At 33.1% G+C, this 20,308-nt stretch carries 23 protein-coding genes; 13 read left to right on the forward strand and 10 right to left on the reverse strand.

Features of this window, described 5'->3' with window-relative positions; translation table 11 throughout:
• Window positions 1-97: 97 nt before the first annotated feature.
• The 6 genes from ACKX2A_RS09485 (at window position 98) to ACKX2A_RS09510 (ending at window position 4,305) form a co-directional block, all read left to right on the forward strand.
• Entirely contained in the window at window positions 98-886 is a 789-nt protein-coding gene (locus ACKX2A_RS09485) for a hypothetical protein (protein ID WP_415329145.1), read from the forward strand.
• Window positions 887-1,097: 211 nt separating this feature from the next.
• Entirely contained in the window at window positions 1,098-1,892 is a 795-nt protein-coding gene (locus ACKX2A_RS09490) for a DUF6759 domain-containing protein (RefSeq protein WP_415329147.1), read from the forward strand.
• Between the two features lie 84 nt (window positions 1,893-1,976).
• On the forward strand, window positions 1,977-2,654 hold the full coding sequence (trmB, locus tag ACKX2A_RS09495) for a tRNA (guanosine(46)-N7)-methyltransferase TrmB (RefSeq protein WP_415329149.1): 678 nt from the start codon (window positions 1,977-1,979) through the stop codon (window positions 2,652-2,654).
• A 201-nt stretch (window positions 2,655-2,855) separates the two neighbouring features.
• Window positions 2,856-3,503, forward strand: coding sequence for a DUF6759 domain-containing protein (locus tag ACKX2A_RS09500; protein ID WP_415329151.1), 648 nt, complete (start codon window positions 2,856-2,858; stop codon window positions 3,501-3,503).
• 33 nt (window positions 3,504-3,536) lie between these two features.
• Complete coding sequence (locus tag ACKX2A_RS09505; protein WP_415329153.1) at window positions 3,537-3,998, forward strand: DUF6759 domain-containing protein; 462 nt, start codon at window positions 3,537-3,539, stop codon at window positions 3,996-3,998.
• Between the two features lie 142 nt (window positions 3,999-4,140).
• The gene (locus ACKX2A_RS09510) at window positions 4,141-4,305 is read left to right on the forward strand and encodes a bacteriocin-like protein (RefSeq protein ID WP_415329155.1); all 165 of its coding nucleotides are present in this window, start codon (window positions 4,141-4,143) and stop codon (window positions 4,303-4,305) included.
• A 62-nt stretch (window positions 4,306-4,367) separates the two neighbouring features.
• Here the strand turns inward: ACKX2A_RS09510 and rpsB are convergent, their stop codons facing one another.
• The 3 genes from rpsB to rplM all read right to left on the reverse strand — a co-directional run bounded on the left by rpsB (window position 4,368) and on the right by rplM (window position 6,185).
• Window positions 4,368-5,129: a 30S ribosomal protein S2 gene (rpsB, locus tag ACKX2A_RS09515; protein WP_415329157.1), complete on the reverse strand. Its 762-nt coding sequence runs from the start codon at window positions 5,127-5,129 to the stop codon at window positions 4,368-4,370.
• A 206-nt stretch (window positions 5,130-5,335) separates the two neighbouring features.
• Window positions 5,336-5,722, reverse strand: coding sequence for a 30S ribosomal protein S9 (gene rpsI / locus ACKX2A_RS09520; protein ID WP_039364978.1), 387 nt, complete (start codon window positions 5,720-5,722; stop codon window positions 5,336-5,338).
• 7 nt (window positions 5,723-5,729) lie between these two features.
• On the reverse strand, window positions 5,730-6,185 hold the full coding sequence (gene rplM / locus ACKX2A_RS09525; RefSeq protein ID WP_072961855.1) for a 50S ribosomal protein L13: 456 nt from the start codon (window positions 6,183-6,185) through the stop codon (window positions 5,730-5,732).
• Between the two features lie 338 nt (window positions 6,186-6,523).
• Between rplM and ACKX2A_RS09530 the strand changes: the two genes are divergently transcribed.
• Window positions 6,524-7,636, forward strand: coding sequence for a DUF3667 domain-containing protein (locus ACKX2A_RS09530; RefSeq protein WP_415329161.1), 1,113 nt, complete (start codon window positions 6,524-6,526; stop codon window positions 7,634-7,636).
• On the opposite strand, the gene ACKX2A_RS09535 is transcribed toward ACKX2A_RS09530, so the two are convergent.
• A complete protein-coding gene (locus ACKX2A_RS09535; RefSeq protein WP_415329163.1) occupies window positions 7,633-7,965 on the reverse strand; it encodes a hypothetical protein in 333 nt (110 codons plus the stop codon). The two genes, ACKX2A_RS09530 and ACKX2A_RS09535, sit on opposite strands and share 4 nt — an antisense overlap.
• 258 nt (window positions 7,966-8,223) lie before the next feature.
• On the opposite strand from ACKX2A_RS09535, the gene ACKX2A_RS09540 reads away from it, so the two are divergent.
• The 4 genes from ACKX2A_RS09540 (at window position 8,224) to ACKX2A_RS09555 (ending at window position 14,806) form a co-directional block, all read left to right on the forward strand.
• A complete protein-coding gene (locus tag ACKX2A_RS09540; RefSeq protein WP_415329165.1) occupies window positions 8,224-11,571 on the forward strand; it encodes a methylmalonyl-CoA mutase family protein in 3,348 nt (1,115 codons plus the stop codon).
• Window positions 11,572-11,737: 166 nt separating this feature from the next.
• Window positions 11,738-12,778, forward strand: coding sequence for a hypothetical protein (locus ACKX2A_RS09545; RefSeq protein WP_415329167.1), 1,041 nt, complete (start codon window positions 11,738-11,740; stop codon window positions 12,776-12,778).
• 42 nt (window positions 12,779-12,820) lie between these two features.
• Entirely contained in the window at window positions 12,821-13,531 is a 711-nt protein-coding gene (locus tag ACKX2A_RS09550; RefSeq protein WP_415329168.1) for a diphthine--ammonia ligase, read from the forward strand.
• Window positions 13,532-13,663: 132 nt separating this feature from the next.
• Window positions 13,664-14,806 carry a serine hydrolase domain-containing protein gene (locus ACKX2A_RS09555; RefSeq protein WP_415329170.1) on the forward strand — a complete coding sequence of 381 codons (1,143 nt, stop codon included), beginning with the start codon at window positions 13,664-13,666 and terminating at the stop codon, window positions 14,804-14,806.
• Window positions 14,807-14,809: 3 nt separating this feature from the next.
• Here ACKX2A_RS09555 and ACKX2A_RS09560 read toward each other — a convergent pair whose 3' ends face one another.
• The 3 genes from ACKX2A_RS09560 to ACKX2A_RS09570 form a co-directional block, all read right to left on the reverse strand.
• Window positions 14,810-15,445 carry a hypothetical protein gene (locus tag ACKX2A_RS09560; protein WP_415329172.1) on the reverse strand — a complete coding sequence of 212 codons (636 nt, stop codon included), beginning with the start codon at window positions 15,443-15,445 and terminating at the stop codon, window positions 14,810-14,812.
• A gap of 95 nt (window positions 15,446-15,540) precedes the next feature.
• A complete protein-coding gene (locus ACKX2A_RS09565) occupies window positions 15,541-16,257 on the reverse strand; it encodes a hypothetical protein (RefSeq protein WP_415329173.1) in 717 nt (238 codons plus the stop codon).
• Window positions 16,254-16,577 carry a PadR family transcriptional regulator gene (locus ACKX2A_RS09570; protein ID WP_415329175.1) on the reverse strand — a complete coding sequence of 108 codons (324 nt, stop codon included), beginning with the start codon at window positions 16,575-16,577 and terminating at the stop codon, window positions 16,254-16,256. Before ACKX2A_RS09570 ends, ACKX2A_RS09565 begins: the two co-directional genes overlap by 4 nt.
• A gap of 82 nt (window positions 16,578-16,659) precedes the next feature.
• On the opposite strand from ACKX2A_RS09570, the gene ACKX2A_RS09575 reads away from it, so the two are divergent.
• The gene (locus ACKX2A_RS09575) at window positions 16,660-17,181 is read left to right on the forward strand and encodes a 2'-5' RNA ligase family protein (RefSeq protein ID WP_415329177.1); all 522 of its coding nucleotides are present in this window, start codon (window positions 16,660-16,662) and stop codon (window positions 17,179-17,181) included.
• A 59-nt stretch (window positions 17,182-17,240) separates the two neighbouring features.
• Here the strand turns inward: ACKX2A_RS09575 and ACKX2A_RS09580 are convergent, their stop codons facing one another.
• Window positions 17,241-18,602 (reverse strand): M64 family metallopeptidase, encoded by a 1,362-nt coding sequence (locus ACKX2A_RS09580; protein ID WP_415329179.1) that lies wholly within the window; start codon window positions 18,600-18,602, stop codon window positions 17,241-17,243.
• A 2-nt stretch (window positions 18,603-18,604) separates the two neighbouring features.
• A complete protein-coding gene (locus ACKX2A_RS09585) occupies window positions 18,605-19,096 on the reverse strand; it encodes a hypothetical protein (RefSeq protein ID WP_415329181.1) in 492 nt (163 codons plus the stop codon).
• Window positions 19,097-19,198: 102 nt separating this feature from the next.
• On the opposite strand from ACKX2A_RS09585, the gene ruvC reads away from it, so the two are divergent.
• The gene (gene ruvC, locus ACKX2A_RS09590) at window positions 19,199-19,753 is read left to right on the forward strand and encodes a crossover junction endodeoxyribonuclease RuvC (protein WP_415329182.1); all 555 of its coding nucleotides are present in this window, start codon (window positions 19,199-19,201) and stop codon (window positions 19,751-19,753) included.
• 86 nt (window positions 19,754-19,839) lie between these two features.
• Here ruvC and ACKX2A_RS09595 read toward each other — a convergent pair whose 3' ends face one another.
• On the reverse strand, window positions 19,840-20,250 hold the full coding sequence (locus ACKX2A_RS09595; RefSeq protein ID WP_415329184.1) for a hypothetical protein: 411 nt from the start codon (window positions 20,248-20,250) through the stop codon (window positions 19,840-19,842).
• Window positions 20,251-20,308: the final 58 nt, after the last annotated feature.

Consider the following 20,308-nt stretch of genomic DNA (forward strand, 5'->3'; position numbering starts at 1 on the left):
TAACAATTTTATTGCAAAGTTTAATATAACTTTAACCACTTTTCGTGTTGTAATAACATATAATTTATCGCAATTCTATGTAATTTTGCACAATTGTATGAAGAAGTTATTTACTTTACTGCTGTTGATTTTTCTGACAAAAATTAACGCTCAAATATATTCTGGAGAAGTTTTTCTAAGGGATAATTCCATACTGTACCTTAATCAGGTGTATGTAACCAATCTTAATGCTCAGAAAACTGTTCTTACCGATTATAACGGAGATTTTAATCTTGCCGTGAATGTTGGTGATGTTGTTCGTTTCACGTCTATAGTTACGGAAAGAAAAGATATTAAGATTACTCCTCAGATGATCGGTCAAAAGAATTTAATTGAATTAAAAATTGCATATCACGATATTCAGGAAGTTGTTATTAGCAGATTCAAACCAACAGGAAATTTGAGGTATGATGTTAATTCTTTAAGGAAAGAAGACAAAGGATTAGCCATCAAAAAAGTAATCGGATTACCTGAGCCGAAAGGCGACGGAACTTCTCCACAGCTTCCGGTTGCAGGATTGCGAGACGGCGGTCTTACGTTCAGTCTAGAAAGTATTTATGATATTTTATCGGGAGACAGAAAGAAAAAGCAGCGATATATGGCCTATGAAAAAATGAATAGTTCCGTGGCCCAAATCAAAAATTATTTAGGCAAAGATTACTTCGCAAAATTCAAGATTCCTGAGAATTTAATTGATAATTTTCTTCAGTTCGTTTATAGTTCAGAAAACATAGAACCTTATGTAATGGTTGGTAATTTTGAAGCGATAAAAGTTCCGATTGAAAAATATTTACCTATTTACCAACGAAGATTAAGAAACTCTCACCTTCAGGAGGTTGTAAAATAAAATTCACTTTTTTAAGATAAATCTGTTAGATGTACATTACAAAATTGTAGTGTACATTTTTTATTTTTTTAAATAATGATTAATTTTAACTCAAAATTCTGTGTTTAATACTAATTTGGCTTAATTTTCGCTGCAATTTTAAACACTAATAATCAAACACAAACACAAGTAAAAGAATAAAAATTTTATTTTTTAACTTTAATATTAGTGAATGAAAAAGCTACTTCTACTCTTTTTTGTAATTCTTTCCATTGGTCTTTCGGCTCAGTCAAGAGGAAAAGACTACAGTGATATTCTGAAAAGTAAAAGCATCTACGAGATCAATGCTTTCCTAAGAGACGCGCACCCCGATGATCCCAGAAGATCTGTTCTGAAACCTCGTGTGATGGAAATGATGAAGGAATACATTAAAAATGCACAGCCTGGAGATACGAAAGTGAGACAAATGCAGGACTGGCTTGCCATGTTGAGAAGAAGACCTTCCACAAAAATTTCATTCGACGAGATGAACGCGATCATCAGACAAAAGCAAATCGCAAAATATCAGAAAGAACTGCAGGTTGGGCAATCTGCCGTCGTGTACACTCCAAGTACCCCGCAAAATGTTTATATTGCTCCAACAACTCCAGCTTCAGGATCTACTAAACCCGTTGCTGCAATTCCTGACACAGAAGCTTCAGAATTCAATATGCTGATGGCTGAAAATCCTGTCGAGCATAAAAATAAGACCGTTAAAATTCTTAACTCACTTTTCGATAACGATCCGAATGCAAAAGAATGCATTGTAATGATCGAAAATAAATCCGACTGTAATCTTATCATGAGAATGGAAGGTATAGGAAATACAAAGTACAGACTTCCTGTTCCTGCTCATAGCGATAACTCTATTGTAGTACAAAAAGGAGATTACCTTTTCACAAGCATTGTTTGTGGTGCTCAGTACGCGTCTCAAAAGACAATTCAGAAGCCTTTGATGGTTGCTTTGGGAAGTTCTGCAAAAAAATAAATTCCTATCATAGCTATTTTTTATCACTAAAAAATCACCCTTTGGTTAAATTTCGTTATTTTTGCGGGATTTTAGAAATTATTCATGGGTAAAAACAAACTAGCAAGATTCGCAGAAAACAAAATATTACCAAACGTTATTCAGCCAACAAGAGATGAAGCTTTAAATGGTTTCGAATTGAAAGGAAAATGGCGTACAGATTTTTTTAAGAATGATAATCCCATCGTTCTTGAATTAGGCTGTGGAAAAGGAGAATATTCGGTTGGTCTTGCCAAAACTTTCCCAGAACAAAATTTCATTGGTGTCGATATTAAAGGGGCAAGATTCTGGTTCGGAGCAAAAGAAGCTGTAGAAAACGGGATGAATAATGTGGCTTTTTTAAGATCTCAAATCGAATTAGTTGATCATTATTTTGCTGAAAACGAAGTAGATGAAATCTGGATCACGTTCCCCGATCCACAGATCAAATACAGACGTACAAAGCACAGATTAACTCACCCTGACTTTTTAGAAAGATATAAAAAGTTCCTAAAACCAGGCGGAATTGTTCATTTGAAAACAGATTCTGAGTTCTTGCATGGTTATACTTTAGGATATCTTCAAGGTGCAGGTTATGAAATTATCAGTGCGCATCATGACATTTACGGAGCAGAAGAATATGATCCGAATACTCCACATCTAAGAGATATCAGAACTTATTATGAGGAATTGTTTTCTGCAAAAGGAAAGACAATTACATACATTAAATTTAAAATTAATTAAAAAACAATCAAGATGAAAAAAAATTTCCTAAACACACTTCAATTATTAATTTAAACCATTAAGCTTTTTAAAGTGAAAATTTTTCACTTAGACAAATACTGGCTGTAAAATTTTACAGTCAAGTGTCATCATATATATATTTTAACACAAACACACACTCTAAAAAAATGAAAATCTATTTATTAAAAAAATTCATGATTTATGAAAAAATGTTCCCTAATTATTTCGTTAGTTCTCATGCTGACTTCATGCAGTTCAACTTCAACCGTAGCTAAAAGCTCGAAAAATATTCTTGAAAGCAAGAATATTCAGGAAATCGAAAAATTCCTTGAAACATGTCATCCTGATGATCCGAGAAGAAGTGTTTTAAAGCCAAAATTAATTGCTTTAAAAAATCTTGAATGGACAAAAGGAAAGAAAGACGCCAAACCGATGGAAGCAAGACCCATTATTTCCGAAATGTCTTTGGATGCGATGAGAAATAATGCAGCCGAAGCAGAGGAATTTAAGCGCCTCATTGCGTCAACTTCAACGGAACATAAGAATAAAACCGTAAAGCTTTTAAATGCAATGTTTAATGAAGATATTAGCAGCAAGGAAGTTATTCTCTTATTCAAGAATCAATCGGATTGTAATCTGGTGGTAAGAATTCAGGGTAATGATTTCTACAATATGGCTGTTCCAGCGAAGGGAGAAAACTTTATCGTCATTAATAAAGGAAATTATACTATAACAAGTAATGTTTGTGATGTATTATATTCTTCGCAAAAGGATATTAAAAAGAGTATTTTTTTAACAATAAACAATCCTACGCAAGTTGGGAATAAAAATTCTTTAGGAAAAAACTAAAAAGAGTAATTTTACAATAAGAAAAATATTTATATGAAAAAGCATTTTCCTTTTTCCATAGCTCTTATTGCTTTATTGCTAGTTAGTTGTGAAGCAACTCATTACAGAACCAGCAGTAGTCCGGCACCAGCGAAACCTCGTCCGACAACTCCTACAGGAACCAGAAATACATCTGCAACTCAGACCGAAACAGAATATCAGGCTTTAATAAAAACCTATAAATCGGAAACGGCAGAAGTTTTAACAGATTTATTAAACGATTCTTCAGACAGTCCTAAAACGTCTATTACGGTGGAAAATAACTCGCGTTGTAATATGGTTCTAACAATAAGTGGGAATAATTATTTCAAGAAAATTCCGATTGGGGCTAATAAAATTGGTTCTGCAATGGTTTTAAAGAATCAAAATTATACACTTTCAGGAATGATTTGTAATTCGGTTTATCAGAAAACTAAGTTTGTAACGAGTTCTTATAACATTACCTTGAGCAATTAAATTTTATCTTAAAAATTAAGTTTAAAAAAATTATATTTATTTTTCCAAAATAAGTGACATAATGAATTATTTATTATATTTGAATCACATTATTGCGGAATCCGAAAAGCATATAGAGTAGGAAAATTATAAAACTATAACTATGAAAAACTTAAAAAAAGTTTCAAGAAATGAATTAAGAACAATTAAAGGAGGATACAAACGTTGCAGTGACGGATGCGATTTAGAAACAGAAATATGCTGTGGCGGTGTTTGTAGAATTGGTATACCCAATCCAAATTTTCCCGGAATTTTAATGTGTCCATAAATAAAAAAACAAAAACCGCTAAATAAATTTAGCGGTTTTATTATTTTCAAGAAAATCTTTAATTATTCTCCATCAAAGTCAGCATCTTTATCAGCAGATACTACTTCTCCTTCTTCTTTAGATTTTTCTTTATCAGCTTTTCTCTGAGACTGACCTTCTTTGATAGATTCTGAAACGATGTTCAAGATCATATCGATAGATTTAGAAGCATCATCGTTTCCTGGGATAACGAAGTCAACTTTTCTAGGGTCAGAGTTAGTATCAACAATACCGAAAACTGGAATACCTAATTTCTTAGCTTCAGTTACAGCGATGTGTTCTCTCATGATATCTACAACAAAGATTGCAGAAGGAAGACGAACCATGTCTGAGATAGAACCTAAGTTTTTCTCTAAATTAGCTCTTTGTCTGTCTACTTGTAATCTTTCTTTTTTAGATAAAGTTTCGAACGTTCCATCTTTTTTCATTTTGTCGATAGAGTTCATTTTCTTTACAGCCTTTCTGATAGTAACGAAGTTCGTTAGCATACCTCCAGGCCATCTTTCTGTAATATAAGGCATATTAAGTTCAGAAGCGTGTTTTGCAACAACCTCTTTCGCTTGCTTTTTAGTAGCTACGAAAAGAACTTTTTTACCTGCAGAAGTTAATTTTTCTAAAGCGTTACAAGCTTCATCCAATTTAACAGCTGTTTTATGTAAGTCTACGATGTGAATACCGTTTTTCTCCATGAAAATGTATGGAGCCATATTTGGGTTCCACTTTCTAGTCATGTGACCGAAGTGTACACCAGCCTCTAGAAGGTCTTTTACATTTGCTTTTGCCATGTTTTCTGTTTTTGTTAGTTTACTTTCCGTTTTTTAAACAATCAACAACTTCTTTAGATGGGAGAAGTGTTTGGATGCTAAACGTAACGGGCAATTGGCGGTTTGCTTTTTGCTTTTGGCAATTGGCTTTTCGCCGAGATTAAGTTTAAAAAAATTTAATAAATTCCTGAAGCCAATAGCTAAAAGCCATTCGCCAACAGCAAATCTTAACGTTTTGAGAATTGGAATCTCTTTCTTGCTTTTTTCTGACCTGGCTTCTTTCTTTCCACCATTCTTGCGTCTCTTGTAAGTAAACCAGCTGGTTTCAAAGCTAATCTGAATTCAGCATTGATTTCGCATAAAGCTCTTGAAATACCTAATCTGATAGCTTCTGCCTGACCAGTATTTCCACCACCGAAAACGTTTACAGTAACATCGTACTGACCAACAGTTTCAGAAAGGATGAACGGTTGGTTCAATTTGTAAACCATCACGTCTGTAGAGAAATAAGTTGCAGCATCTTTACCGTTTACTGTAATAACACCAGTTCCTGGCTTTACATAAACTCTAGCTACAGAAGTTTTTCTTCTTCCGATTTTGTGAACTATAGACATAAATTAATTATTTAAATTCGTTAACATTAATTGTTTTAGGCTGTTGAGCTTCGTGTTTGTGCTCAGTTCCTTCATAAAGATAAAGGTTCTTCAATAAAGCAGCTCCCAATCTGTTTTTAGGCAACATACCTTTTACAGATTTTTCCAATACTTTTAAAGAATCTTTCTTCTGAAGTTCAGCCGCAGTCATAGACTTCTGTCCTCCAGGGTAACCTGTATGCCAGATATAAGTCTTGTCGTTCCACTTGTTTCCAGAAAGAGTAACTTTCCCAGCGTTCAAAACGATTACGTTATCACCACAATCTACGTGAGGTGTGTAGTTCGTTTTGTGCTTACCTCTCAAAATCTTTGCAACCGTAGAAGCTAGTCTTCCCAACGGTTGTCCTTCAGCGTCTACCACAACCCATTCTTTATTAGCAGTAGCTTTGTTCGCTGAAACAGTTTTGTAACTTAATGTATTCACACGTTTTAGTTAAAGATTAAACATAATTTCCCCTCAAAAGGGTGTGCAAAGGTACAAATTATTTTTGTATTGCAAAAACATATTTTATTTAATCTATTGATTATGTGCTTTACTTCATCAATCCGACAGAATTAATCTATAAAATATGACCTAGAAATTAAATCTAATTTTTTTACTAGAATATTCTTCAATAAAATTCAAAAACACAAAATCATTTAAACAATTATTATATTTTCAATTCTATTTATTAATTTTCCTTAAACATTTATTCAAATATTTACAGATATGATTATTGTATTTATTTAAATAATTATATTTGTTCAAAATCCTTTAAAACTATGAGCCACGGTAAATTAAGAGATGAAAAAGACTGTCTGAATTGCGGACACTTGGTTGAAGAAAGATTCTGCCCACATTGCGGACAGGAAAATATTCAGACAAGACAGCCTTTTCATTATCTTTTTACACATTTCATAGAAGATTTCACTCATTACGACGGAGAATTCTGGAAAACTATTAAATATCTTCTTGTACGTCCGGGAAAACTAACCAAGGAATATCTTTTAGGAAAAAGGCAATTGTATGTTGCACCCGTTAAACTCTATATTTTTATAAGTTTTATTACATTTTTCCTTCCTTCCCTATTTTCAAGCTCAGATGAAGAGTCAGAACACAAAGAAAAGACTCATACCTCTCAGGAAATCGAAAAACAAAAAGCAAAAGATGAAAAAGTTGCGAAGTTTGCCGACAGTTTGAAACAGGAACTCACCAAAAATCAATTAAAAAAAGAAGATCTTATACAACCCGATAAAGACATAAAAGTAACGGAGGTAAACGGAAACGAGATTGAAACCGACTTTTTCGGAGAAACAGAAGACAATAGATTAAGCGTTCTTGGTGCAAAAAATATGAAACAATTTGATTCCCTTTATGCAAAAAGTGATAAGCAAGGGGTTTTTAAATTCATGAAACCTTTTGCAAAGAAAATCTTTCATATGCAGGAAAAGGGTTTTAACAGAGATCAGATTTTCGGAAAATTTAAAGAAACGATTGTTCATACACTTCCGAAGGCATTATTTGTTTATCTTCCTATTTTTGCTTTCTTCCTGTGGATTTTTCATAATAAAAAGAAATGGTGGTATTTCGATCATGGAATTTTCACTCTACATTATTTTTCTTTTTTATTATTGGGAACGCTCCTTTTGATTTGTTTTGATAAAATAACGGATTATCTTCCAGATGTTGGTGTTTTAACTTTATTACATATATTAGTTTTCACCGCTGCTATTATTTTTATGAGTGTATATTTCTTCATAGCCCATCATAGAGTTTATGAAAGCTCCAGAACAATGAGTGTTTTCAAAGGGATATTTTTATTTATGATCAATTTTATAGGAATCCTTTGCATGTTCCTATTATTAATGTATGCGAGTTTCTTTATGATGCATTAATCGCGAAGCGTCTTGTTTGCTCTAAAACTTGCAATTAAATAATATGCCACAAAAACAGTTGAAAATTTCAATACAGAAGGAATCGCCAGTTCTAGATTAAAAATAACAGCCCCAATCGCAACCATCACAGCCATTGCAGCAAAAGACAATCCCAATTTTTGAGGTAAGGTGAAGTTTGGCGTATCAAGATAATAAGCAATTCCCCATGCAAAACCGAAGGCAAGGGCATAATAAATATCCAGACCTATATTTTCTGAGCTGTAAAAGAAATAATTGATTAAAAAACTCAGAACCGTTCCCAACGCAAAATATAGCAATGCCTTTTTCATACCTTAATATATATGATGCAAAAGTAGAGAAATTAATTTGAGAATTAAAAAACGACACAGTTTCAAATATATCTCTTTTAAATTTCATCCTTAAACTAAATCTTAGTCTCAACATTACCCTAAACGAATGTTTATTATTTTAGAGAAGGTTCAAATTATTCAAATTAACTAAACATTTAAATATCAATACATTAAAATCAAAATTCGGGTTCTTATTTTATTATTATATTTGGAATTCAGAAATTCTCTAGATTTTTTATGGAAACCCAGAAATATACTCCTAAAAACAAAGTCAGAATCGTAACAGCTGCGTCTTTATTCGACGGTCATGATGCTGCGATTAATATTATGCGCCGTGTTATTCAGGGAACGGGATGCGAAGTTATCCACCTTGGTCACGACAAATCTGCTGAAGAAGTGGTAAATACAGCCATTCAGGAAGATGCCAACGCGATTGCCCTTACTTCATATCAAGGCGGTCACAACGAATATTTTAAATACATCTACGATCTTTTAAGAGAGAAAAACTCTCCGCAAATCAAGATTTTTGGTGGCGGTGGCGGTGTAATCCTGCCTGAAGAAATCGAAGATATCATGTCTTACGGAATCGACAGAATTTATTCTCCGGATGACGGTCGTGAACTTGGTTTACAGGGAATGATCGATGATTTGGTGAAAAGATCCGATTTTGCAACGGGAAAAGAAGTAGAAGCGAGTGATTTAGATTCAATCAGTTTTGAAAATTCAACAAGCATCGCAAAAATCATTTCTGCTGTTGAAAACTTCTCAGAAGAAAAACCAGAATTGGTAAAAGCAATCGACGAAAAATCAAAAGATTTAAATATTCCGATCATCGGTATCACGGGTACTGGTGGAGCGGGAAAATCTTCATTGACAGATGAATTGGTAAGACGTTTCATTCGTTCAAATCCTGATAAAAAGATTGCTATCATTTCAATAGACCCTTCTAAAAAGAAAACCGGAGGTGCGCTTTTGGGAGACAGAATTCGTATGAATGCGATCAATGATCCAAGAGTTTACATGCGTTCTATGGCGACGAGAGAAAATAACGTTTCGGTTTCTCCGTTTATTCATTCTGCGTTGAATGTGTTGAAATTAGCTCATCCGGATGTAATTATTTTGGAAACTTCAGGGATCGGACAATCAGGTTCAGAAGTTTCGGATTTTGCTGATGTTTCAATGTATGTGATGACTCCTGAATACGGAGCTTCGACACAGTTGGAAAAAATCGATATGTTGGATTATGCAGATTTGGTTGCTTTAAATAAATCTGATAAAAGAGGTGCTCTTGATGCACTTCAGGCAGTTAGAAAACAATTCCAGAGAAACCATTTATTATGGGAACAGCCATTGGATGAAATGCCGGTTTACGCAACAAAGGCATCTCAGTTCAACGATCACGGCACAACTGAATTATACAACAGATTGGTTTCTAAAGTCAACGATAGATTTGCTGGTTTAAATCTACAAGGTTTTGTTGAACAAGAAATTACTGATGAAGTAACGATCATCCCTCCAAAAAGAGTTCGTTACCTTTCTGAAATTGTTGAAAACAACAGACAATATGACGCCAACATTGAAAAGCAAGCTGAATTAGCCAGAACAATGTATCATATTGATGGTGTTAAAAAAATAATCTCCAATGAAGCTTTGGACGCTGAATATCAAAAAGCTGAAAAAGAACTTCAACAGGAAAACATCGACTTCCTAAAAACCTGGGACGATACGAAAAAGGCTTTCCATGAAGAGTTTTACTCCTATTTTGTAAGAGGAAAAGAAATTAAAGTGGAAACCTCAACAGAATCTTTATCTCACCTAAGAATTCCAAAAATTGCGTTACCAAAGTACAACGACTGGGGTGATTTGATCAAATGGAAAGGTCAGGAAAATCTTCCGGGAGGATTTCCTTTTACAGCAGGAATTTATCCTTTCAAAAGAACCGGAGAAGATCCGACAAGAATGTTCGCCGGAGAAGGAGGCCCTGAAAGAACCAACAGAAGATTCCATTACGTTTCTGCGGAAATGCCTGCAAAACGTTTGTCTACAGCTTTCGACTCAGTAACTCTTTACGGACAAGATCCAGCTTTACCACCGGATATTTATGGTAAAATCGGAAATGCAGGAGTTTCTATTGCGACTTTAGATGATGCTAAAAAACTATATTCAGGATTTGATTTGGTGAATGCATTGACATCCGTTTCAATGACCATCAACGGACCAGCACCGATGTTGCTGGCTTTCTTTATGAATGCGGCCATCGATCAGAATGTTGAAAAATATATTGCTGAGCATAAGCTTGAGGCTAAAGTTGAGGAAGTTTTAAAAGCAAAATTCGACGATAAAGGTTTAGCAAGACCAAAATATAACGGAGAATTGCCGCCTTCCAATAATGGTTTAGGTTTAAAATTATTAGGAATTACAGGAGATGAAGTGATTCCAGCCGATGTTTATGCTGAAATTAAAGCTAAGACTATAGCAACCGTTCGTGGAACTGTTCAGGCAGATATTTTAAAAGAAGACCAAGCTCAAAACACCTGTATTTTCTCAACTGAATTTGCTTTGAGATTAATGGGCGACGTTCAGGAATATTTCATTAAAGAAAAAGTAAGAAACTTCTACTCTGTTTCAATCTCTGGTTATCACATTGCAGAAGCGGGAGCCAATCCGGTTTCTCAGTTGGCATTTACGTTAGCAAATGGTTTCACGTATGTTGAATATTATTTGTCAAGAGGAATGGACATCAACGATTTTGCACCGAATTTATCTTTCTTCTTCTCCAACGGTATCGATCCTGAGTATTCAGTAATCGGGCGCGTTGCAAGAAGAATCTGGGCAAAAGCCATGAAACTGAAATATGGAGCTGACGAGAGAAGCCAGATGTTGAAGTATCACATTCAGACTTCGGGACGTTCACTTCACGCTCAGGAAATTGATTTCAATGACATCAGAACGACTTTACAGGCACTTTATGCAATTTATGACAACTGTAATTCATTGCACACCAATGCTTATGACGAAGCGATTACAACTCCGACTGAGCAATCAGTAAGAAGAGCCATGGCGATTCAGTTAATTATCAATAAAGAATTAGGTTTAGCGAAAAACGAAAATCCGCTTCAAGGTTCATTTATTATTGAAGAATTGACAGATTTGGTGGAAGAAGCTGTTTACACAGAATTCGACAGAATTACAGAAAGAGGCGGCGTTCTGGGAGCAATGGAAACCATGTATCAGCGTTCGAAAATCCAAGAAGAATCGATGCATTACGAATGGTTGAAACACACCGGAGAATATCCTATCATCGGGGTGAATACGTTCTTAGGAAAAGATGGCTCGCCAACAGTTCGTCCGGGAGAAGTTATCCGTTCGACAGAGGAAGAAAAGCAATTCCAAATTGAAATGCTTCATAATTTCCAAAATTCGAATGAAGATAAATCTGCAGAAGCTTTGAAAACCTTACAACACGCAGCCATCAATCAGCAAAACTTATTCGAAGTGATGATGGATGCCGTGAAATATTGTTCGCTTGGGCAGATTACCAATGCTTTGTTTGAAGTGGGTGGTAAGTACAGAAGAAATATGTAACGGCTGTGCCGTAGACAATTGTTGACTACTACGTGTATCAATAATTTATAAATTCAAACCTCAAGGAATTTTCTTTGAGGTTTTTTGTTGTTTAAAAAGTTAATTTTTACAAAGTTTCTTTTAGCTTCGAGAGTTTTTTATAATTTCGCTAAAATTAAAAATAACTATGAAAAATAAACTGAAGTATATTTTATTGTTTTTAGGATTCGTCGTATCATCCTCAGCTTATACTCAAAAGAGAACTGAAGATTTTACAATCAGCTTTCCTGAGAAAAAACTTGAAAAAAGTTATTATAAAACCATTAAGCTCATAGATGCTAGAGCCGATTCTACATCGTTGGGAATTGTGCAAAAAGGAGCATTTAATACAAAAGCAAGGGTGGTTCCTACAACAAGCCTCGCTGTTCAGTTTCAAAATTTATTAAATCAAATCAATGGAGAAAATACGGATGAAGGTACCATTGTAATGTACCTTAAACAATTATATTTTGCAGAACTTACAGGAGCTTTTTCCGAGCATGGCTACTGTTATTTTCAAGCCTATTTATTTGCCAAAAATGATAATGGAACATATTCATACATTGATAAAATAGATTCTGTTATCGATCATTCATCTATGGATGTTACTAAAGCCACTATGAGAAAAGGCAGCGAAATGGTAAGTAATTTTATCAGTAAGAATATATCTAAAAAAGCGGTTCCAACAGACCAATATACTTTCGAAGACATTAAAAATTTTGATGAAATTGAAAAACAAAAATTAGCACTCTACAACTCTACCGAGCTAAGAGAAGGAATATATGCAGATTATAATGCTTTCAAGAATCAGCAGCCATCTGAAAAATCGATTTCAAACGCTAAATTTTATGGAAAAACATCTAAAATCATTAAAATTTACGAGACCATTGATGGAAAGGATAAGGAAATCAAAAAAAATAACACTTTTGCAATTGTCTATCAAGGAGTGCCTTACATTTATTTGCCTATGGAAGATGCTTTTTCAAAGGCAGAGAAAAGAGAAGATGATTATTATTTCACCGGAAAAATAAAATCTACGGCTAAAACCGGAGATGTGATTCTAGCTTCAGCATTTTTTGGTATTATTGGCGGTTTAATCGCATCCGGACCATCTTCAGTTTCATTCGAATTGAAACTAGATTATTTAAACGGAGGGTTTATTCCTCTTAAAGAAATTGAAAAACAATAATTCACAAAATCTCTCTATTTTGGGGAGATTTTTATTTTTAATATGAAACCAAAAGCTATATTCAACTGGAGCAGCGGAAAAGATTCTGCCTTTGCATTATATAAAACTTTAAAACAGAATCAATTTGAAATCACCTCTTTACTGACAAGCGTTAATAAAGAATTTCAACGAATTTCTATGCACGGTGTTCATGTTTCGTTGTTGGAAAAACAGGCGGAAAGTTTAGGGTTTCCTTTAATTAAAATGGAAATCCCGAAAGAACCTTCGATGGAAGAATACAGCGAAATCATGTCTAAAACGATGAATGAAATAAAATCCCACGGCGTTACGCATTCTATTTTTGGAGATATTTTTCTAGAAGATTTAAGAAAATATCGTGAAGACCAATTACACTCCATCGGAATGGAAGGTGTTTTCCCTTTGTGGAAAATTAATACAACCGAACTTATCTATGAGTTTTTAGATCTTGGTTTTAAAACCATTGTAACCTGCGTGAACGAAACGTATTTAGATAAAAGTTTCGCAGGAAGGATAATTGATAAAAATTTCATTAAAGATTTACCCGAAAATGTAGATCCCTGTGGAGAAAACGGAGAGTTTCATACGTTTACTTTTGATGGTCCTATTTTTAAAAATCCGATTGATTTTAAAGTTGGGGAAACAGTCAAAAAAACTTATCCTAAACCGAAATCTAACGACAATGAAGAAAATGGAGAATATGTTTTCTGGTTTTGTGATTTGATTTCAAAATAATATGTATAAATTTTTGAACATTTGTAAATAAGACCATTTCGAAATAATTTATTCTAACCTCTTAATGAAAATTAGGAGGTTTTTCTTATTTTTATAAATAACAAATGCTTAAAAGTTTATTTTTTACACAAAATGACACAAAAAATATTTCAATTTTCGTTAATTATTTCTCTTTTGATTAATTTCATTTCATGTCAAAAGGAAACAACTCCCATAAAACAGGTTGATAAAAAAGCGGTCATCGACAGCGCCTTGACTGTTTTTGAAAAAAAATTATTAAAAAATCAAATCGATTCTATTTTCAAAAAATATAATTTCAACGGAAGTGTCGCCGTATTCAGAGATTCAACAGAATTATACAGGAAAAATCAGGGCTTTTCAGATTTTAATACCAAAACAAAAATTGACAGCAATACGATTTTTGCCATCGGTTCGGTAAGCAAGCAATTTACTGCAGTTTTAACGTTGCTTCAAATGGAACAAGGGAAGTTAAATGTGGATGATAAAGTTTCAAAATACATTAATGATTTTCAAAATAAAGATTACGAAAACATTACGATTCATCAGCTTTTAAATCATACTTCCGGATTAAATACTTTCGGAGGGAAACTGCAATTCAAAAGCGGAACAGATTTTTTTTATTCAAATGATGGTTTTAATGCTTTGGGAAAAATTATAGAAAAAGTTTCAGGTAAGAGTTATGATGAAAACGCAATAGAACTTTTTAAGAAAATTGGAATGTATCATTCTTCTACGGGAACTCTGTTTGAAGGAAAAAATTTCGCAGGAGCATATTTGGGAGATGGAAAAGTTTTCGAAAAAATTCAAAATATGCCCAAAAGACTAGGCAGCAAAGACATCGGAATTCCTGCTGGTGGAATTTTATCCACAATCGACGATCTTCACACTTGGAACAATGCTTTATACAATGGAAAAATTTTAAACTCCGAAACATTAAGAAAGCTTGAGACACAAACCGCAGAAAGGCATCATCCTATTTTCGGGAAAATGGGTTACGGCTACGGAATCATGATGAACATTGGTAAACCTGCAAGTTTTTTCCACAGTGGTTATGTAAAAGGTTCTCCATCTCTGAATATTTTTTATCCTGAAACAAAAACCTCAGTCATTATTTTATCCAATATTGCGGATGAAGAGAAAGGGAAAAATTTAATCTTCAAACCTCATATTGAAATCAAAAAAATCACCGATGCGATTGAAAATGCCATGGCTGAGATGAGAAAAGATAGTACTAAAGTTTTGGTTAAAATTTAAATTTTATTCTGTTGAAATTTTCAGAAAATTCTGCATTTTGGTTAATGTTTTTTTATGCTCAAAAAAATTTATGAGAACAAAAATTACAATTATCTGCAACAAAAATGGAACAAATAAAGAAATACTTAATGGAAATATTTCCATTGGAGCTTTTGTTCTGAAAAATTCAAAAACATGTTTATCCTCTCGAATTACAACTTGAAACATAAAGCTTAAGCTCACAGCAAATAAACTTAAATTCTTTTGATACATGGTGTAAAACAACTTCCCTTGGTATTTATAATCTTGTTTTACATACTTTCTCATTTTTGAATCGAATATCCAAATCAAAAAAGGAGTTAAAACAAATAAACAATTTTGCATTCTTGAAAGTCCTGTATAAACATCTACATTAGTAGAAAAGTAAACAAATAATAAATTTATCATTAAAGAAATTAACGCATAAAAGAGAGATTTCTTAATAATATTATTATATTTTGCTTTTGCAATTTTTTTAACAATAACAGGAATTTGTTCGTTATAAAAAGCAGAATAACTCGTCATTTTAAATTCGCTTTCCCACAATTTTTGTGTTTTTAAAAATGCTTCATCAAAACTCAGATTTTCACTCATTTGGATATCTGAAACTTGTGAAATCATATGATCTTTTACCTCTAATAAAATATCTAAAGGAAGTCGATGCAGAATTAAATAATTGGTGACCTGTTGTTCTTGTATTGTGGAGATCATTGTGTTTAATTATAAATTTTTTGATCTTGTTTGAACTTTTTAATGTTTTCAATTAAAGAGAAAAATGAAAATAAATAAAGAGCAAGAAGAAGAATCCCTCTCATAACAATCTTTATAAAAACATACGTTGTAACTTCTCCTCGAGATCCGAAATTTACAAAATTGAATATAATATTAGAAGAAGTATTTGGATAATCAATCATATTATCCATAACAATTAAAATCCCAAAAACCAAAAGTGGATGGATAAAATTGTTTACTACAACATTATTTTGCTTATTTTTAGAAGCCAATCTCTTCTGTCGAACATACATTCCCAGCATCAATAATGGCAATATCAAAAAAGTTCTTTTTATTGCTTTATTTATACTTAAATATGTTTCCTCATTAAAAAGAAAAGCAAGAGCCATCAAAAAACCGGCAAAAACAAAAGCACAAATCATCGATCTTAAAAATAAATTCCGATTTTGAATTTTATCTATCTCGTATGCAATCTTTGTGATTTTCTGTCTCGAAAAAGGATTTTTCCGAACCATCGCTAGATCTTTATTCCAATTTAGTTTTGTCTTTTCGAAAGCAATTTCAAAGCCTATACTCCTATCATTTTGAATTTCTAAAATCTGGGAAATCATATGATCTTTTATTTCTTTTAAAAGTTTTCCTGAGATTTTCTTTTCCCACAAATATTTTTCAATTTCTCTTTCCTGAAAAAATGTAATCATATATTAAAAATCGTGTTTAAGTTAAATAAATAATTTTTCATTTCGTTTTCCTGCTCGATTTGCTGTTTTTTTCCTTTTTCTGTTAAAAGATAATACTTGCGGTCTCTTCCATTAATCTTCTGAATTTCGGATAAGATCATTCCATCTGCTTCCAGCTTGTGCAAAAGCGGATACAATGCACCTTCCGTCATTTCAAGTTCGCCCTGTGTAAGCTCTTTTGCACGCTGCGTAATCTGATAACCATACATCTTCACTTCTTTTGCAAGAAGCTTAAGAATGATATTTTGGAGTGTTCCTTTATAAAGACTGTTCTTTTTCAAATATTCATCTTTTATACTTAGCAAATCTATACATAATTTTCTTATGTATTATAATTATTTTTAATTTCCTTAAATTCATTGCATGAAGAAGCTGTATTTCATAGCCATTTATCCGCCTCAGGAAATTATTGATGAAGTGAAAATTTTTAAGCAAGATCTTGCTTTACATTATGAAAATTCAAAAGCATTAAAAAACGATGCACATATTACTTTATTTCCACCGTTTTCAAGAGAGGTCAGTTTGGAAAGCGATATTCATGAAGCATTCCAAAAAATAGACACCCTTCATTCTCCTTTTGAAATTAAATTAAATGGTTTTGGAAGTTTTGCCAATCCAAAAAATCCTGTTCTTTTTGTACAGCCGGAAAGTAACGAAAACCTGCAGGAATTATACTGGAGGGTTCGAGAAAGATTTAATTTTATGAAGTATAACTTCAATCCACATATGACGGTGGGCTACAGGAATTTAACTTATGAAAATTTCCTGAAAGCTTGGGAAATTTACAAAAGCAAAGAATACAAAACTAAATTCTTAGTTGATAAAATTACATTGCTTCGCCATGACTCTAGTTGGATTCCGATCGCTGAAAAAAAGTTGGGATAAATTTAATTTAAAACAAAAAAACCGACTGAAAAGCCGGTTAATTTCTATTAAAATAAAAATTACTCTTTAATAATCTCCTGAGAAATAATTAAACTTTTATTTTCTGTAACACTGAAAGTATACGTTCCGGAAGGTAAATTTTGAATATTAACTTGTAATGTTGAAGAATCTTTCAAATCGAATTTTACAGGAACCATTTTTCCTGAAGCATCGTATAAAACTACGTTGACATTTTTAGAAAAATCTTTTTTACCTTTAATATAAAATTCATTCTCTGCAGGATTCGGATACATTGAAAACCTTCTTTCTTCTGCTGTAATTTCGGAAGTTTTTAAAGTTGCTGTTTTATTCAAAGTCCAAGTAACATTGGTAAAATGTACTGTACTGTGATTATCAATCTTCAACAGCGGATTATTATCATTCACCGAAAAAAGTAAAGTATTATTTCCATTATTCAATTGACTTGGGGTGATGGTAACAGTGTTGCTTGTCGAAGCCAAAGGTGTTCCATTCAACGTCCACGAATTCACCAAAGTATTTGGAATCGGAAGAATCTCTGTAACCGTAAAAGTTACGTTCGAATTCGCATTCACAGTTGATGTATTTGCAGGCATGTAAGAATCTACGGGAGAAACCAACGCATGAATTTTTTCAATAATTGCCTCCTTACAAACCGAACAAAACTGCTGATTCAAATACCTCATCTCACAACTTTGATGTGGTCTATACCAAGACGGACTTTCGGCGTGAGCATACACTCCTACTCCATTCAGGCCAACCCAATTTTTCCATTTTATCGTTGCAGGATTGGAATTCTGTGTTTTATTTGCAGATTCTCCCGTACCGGAAAACCAGTATTCATCGGCTAATTTACCAAAAGAATGACCTAATTCGTGAACCACAATTTCGTTCGACGAAGAATTTAGTGAAGCAAAAGCATACGTACCTCCACAACCTCCATATTCCGTAGAATTTCCGAGAATATAAGCAATATCGAAATCCGGAAGATTAGCCGCCAAAACCTGTGTAACTTTCGTTGTATTCCCATAAAGACATCTGTGAACTCCGTTGTCGAAGGTAGAATTAAAATAATTATTCGGGTTGCTTACCGGAATTACAGGCTCTGTGACATCGGTTGCTGTTCCGGGATGCTTAACTCCTGTTTCCGGCGAGATAACCTTAATGGCATAAGCATTAAAATAATTTTTGTATTCTGTGTAAGGACTTTTTGTGAAGAGATAATTGATCGTATTTTGTGCAGAAGTCACGAAATTCGGAAGTTGAGCCGATGTAAAACCGTCACCCAAAACTGCAATATTGATTCGTTTATCATTCGATCCGTTTTGTAAAACCGGAACTGTCTCAAAAACCTGAGCAAAACAAAAGCTTCCGATAAAAAGTGATAATAAAGTTTTTTTCATGATTAAAGTTTTTGAGTAAATATTACCTGTTTTCCGGTTTCTGAAATCTTTTCGATTTTCACCATTTGAATTTCGGCAGAATGTGAATATCTTACACTGAATTCAGCATTTTGAAGAGAAATTTTCGCTCGGCTAATTTCTTCTCTATTGTAAACCTCTCTTGAAGGATTCAACGGATCTTCCACAATTTCTTTTATGATTTCTTTTCCGTTTGTGCTAGCCAGAGAAACAATAAAATCTCCATTCTGACCTTTATTTTCATCAGAAATTGGGATTGATTTTAATTTTCCATCTGTAATTTTCTTTTCCTGTAAAGTGATTTTTTCTGAACCTGAATTGTTTTTTTCAACTTTAAAAAAAAGATAAACAATTTGTGAATTTTTGTTCAAAGCTAAATTTGGTTCATTTTGTCGATCCTCACCCAATCCCTTCAGCTTTAGAAAGTTGAAGGAGAAATAAATTGGAATTGTTAATAAAATAATCAAATTTTTCATAGTACTATTTTTGGTTAAGTTAAGAAGATTTTTAAATAAATTTTATCATTTGATTTATTTTTTTCAATCATAAAAAATTTAGAAAGTCATATCTTTGATGCAATGATTGCAGAGAAAATTATTTTAGGAATCGACCCTGGAACAATAGTGATGGGTTTTGGAATTATTTCCGTTAAGAAAGGTAAAATGGAAATGATTTCCATTCATGAATTATTGCTAAAAAAATACCCGAACCACGAAACCAAACTGAAATATATTTTTGACAAAACATTAGCATTGATCGATGAATTTCATCCGGATGAAGTTGCTTTGGAAGCCCCTTTCTACGGAAAAAACGTTCAGAGTATGCTAAAATTAGGTCGTGCACAAGGGGTTGCGATGGCTGCGAGTCTTTACCGAAACATTCCGATTACCGAATATTCTCCAAAAAAAATTAAAATGGCAATCACAGGAAACGGGAATGCAAGTAAAGAACAAGTTGCCGGAATGCTTCAAAATCTTCTAAAATTAAAGGAATTTCCAACAAAATATCTCGATGCTTCCGATGGTTTGGCAGTAGCCGTTTGTCATCATTTCAATTCGGGAACGATTGCAGATACAAAATCTTACACGGGTTGGGAAAGTTTTTTAAAACAGAATCCGGATCGTTTGAAATAGCTTCCTTTAAATATTTTTTCTTTTTCTCTCGCTGATTTTGCTGATTTCGCAGATCTTTTTTATTTATAAAATTTTAATTGAATTAATTATTTTGATTTATAATCTTCAGGTGTTACGATAAATTCTGCGATGGGTTTTCCATTTTTGTCGTAATAAGAATATTTTAAAGAAACATTATTATTTCGGAATTCCTCCATGTCTGCGGAAGTTTTCATAGTTTTTGTTGCGCCTTCTTTTGCCTGATTCTTAAAAGTTTCAATTTCTTCGGGAGTTACGCTTTCCTTTACGTCTTCAGTTAAAGTGTAGTTGTATTTTAACGTTTTATTAGGCTGTGTTGTTACACTGTCGAGGCGTACTCCGTCACTGAGGATTTGCGGAGTAGATTTGTTCATACTTGCAGCAGCTTCTTTCAGTTCATCATTAATAGTTTTCTCTTTTGTACATGAAAATGAGATCAAAATCATGCAAAACATGGATAGTCTTAGTAGATTTTTCATAATTCTATTTTTAAGTGAATTGGTAACTTAAATATAAGACTATTTTAATTAATAATTT

This window comes from Chryseobacterium sp. MMS23-Vi53 (assembly GCF_047651245.1).
Classification (GTDB): Bacteria; Bacteroidota; Bacteroidia; order Flavobacteriales; family Weeksellaceae; genus Chryseobacterium.

Excerpts from the sequence above, each read along its gene's own strand:
- ACKX2A_RS09485 (WP_415329145.1), top strand. The coding sequence starts at position 98 with ATGAAGAAGTTATTTACTTTACTGCTGTTGATTTTTCTGACAAAAATT.
- ACKX2A_RS09490 (WP_415329147.1), top strand. The coding sequence starts at position 1,098 with ATGAAAAAGCTACTTCTACTCTTTTTTGTAATTCTTTCCATTGGTCTT.
- trmB (WP_415329149.1), top strand. The coding sequence starts at position 1,977 with ATGGGTAAAAACAAACTAGCAAGATTCGCAGAAAACAAAATATTACCA.
- ACKX2A_RS09500 (WP_415329151.1), top strand. The coding sequence starts at position 2,856 with ATGAAAAAATGTTCCCTAATTATTTCGTTAGTTCTCATGCTGACTTCA.
- ACKX2A_RS09505 (WP_415329153.1), top strand. The coding sequence starts at position 3,537 with ATGAAAAAGCATTTTCCTTTTTCCATAGCTCTTATTGCTTTATTGCTA.
- ACKX2A_RS09510 (WP_415329155.1), top strand. The coding sequence starts at position 4,141 with ATGAAAAACTTAAAAAAAGTTTCAAGAAATGAATTAAGAACAATTAAA.
- rpsB (WP_415329157.1), bottom strand. The coding sequence starts at position 5,129 with ATGGCAAAAGCAAATGTAAAAGACCTTCTAGAGGCTGGTGTACACTTC.
- rpsI (WP_039364978.1), bottom strand. The coding sequence starts at position 5,722 with ATGTCTATAGTTCACAAAATCGGAAGAAGAAAAACTTCTGTAGCTAGA.
- ACKX2A_RS09530 (WP_415329161.1), top strand. The coding sequence starts at position 6,524 with ATGAGCCACGGTAAATTAAGAGATGAAAAAGACTGTCTGAATTGCGGA.
- ACKX2A_RS09535 (WP_415329163.1), bottom strand. The coding sequence starts at position 7,965 with ATGAAAAAGGCATTGCTATATTTTGCGTTGGGAACGGTTCTGAGTTTT.
- ACKX2A_RS09540 (WP_415329165.1), top strand. The coding sequence starts at position 8,224 with ATGGAAACCCAGAAATATACTCCTAAAAACAAAGTCAGAATCGTAACA.
- ACKX2A_RS09545 (WP_415329167.1), top strand. The coding sequence starts at position 11,738 with ATGAAAAATAAACTGAAGTATATTTTATTGTTTTTAGGATTCGTCGTA.
- ACKX2A_RS09550 (WP_415329168.1), top strand. The coding sequence starts at position 12,821 with ATGAAACCAAAAGCTATATTCAACTGGAGCAGCGGAAAAGATTCTGCC.
- ACKX2A_RS09555 (WP_415329170.1), top strand. The coding sequence starts at position 13,664 with ATGACACAAAAAATATTTCAATTTTCGTTAATTATTTCTCTTTTGATT.
- ACKX2A_RS09560 (WP_415329172.1), bottom strand. The coding sequence starts at position 15,445 with ATGATTTCACAAGTTTCAGATATCCAAATGAGTGAAAATCTGAGTTTT.
- ACKX2A_RS09565 (WP_415329173.1), bottom strand. The coding sequence starts at position 16,257 with ATGATTACATTTTTTCAGGAAAGAGAAATTGAAAAATATTTGTGGGAA.
- ACKX2A_RS09575 (WP_415329177.1), top strand. The coding sequence starts at position 16,660 with ATGAAGAAGCTGTATTTCATAGCCATTTATCCGCCTCAGGAAATTATT.
- ACKX2A_RS09580 (WP_415329179.1), bottom strand. The coding sequence starts at position 18,602 with ATGAAAAAAACTTTATTATCACTTTTTATCGGAAGCTTTTGTTTTGCT.
- ACKX2A_RS09585 (WP_415329181.1), bottom strand. The coding sequence starts at position 19,096 with ATGAAAAATTTGATTATTTTATTAACAATTCCAATTTATTTCTCCTTC.
- ruvC (WP_415329182.1), top strand. The coding sequence starts at position 19,199 with ATGATTGCAGAGAAAATTATTTTAGGAATCGACCCTGGAACAATAGTG.
- ACKX2A_RS09595 (WP_415329184.1), bottom strand. The coding sequence starts at position 20,250 with ATGAAAAATCTACTAAGACTATCCATGTTTTGCATGATTTTGATCTCA.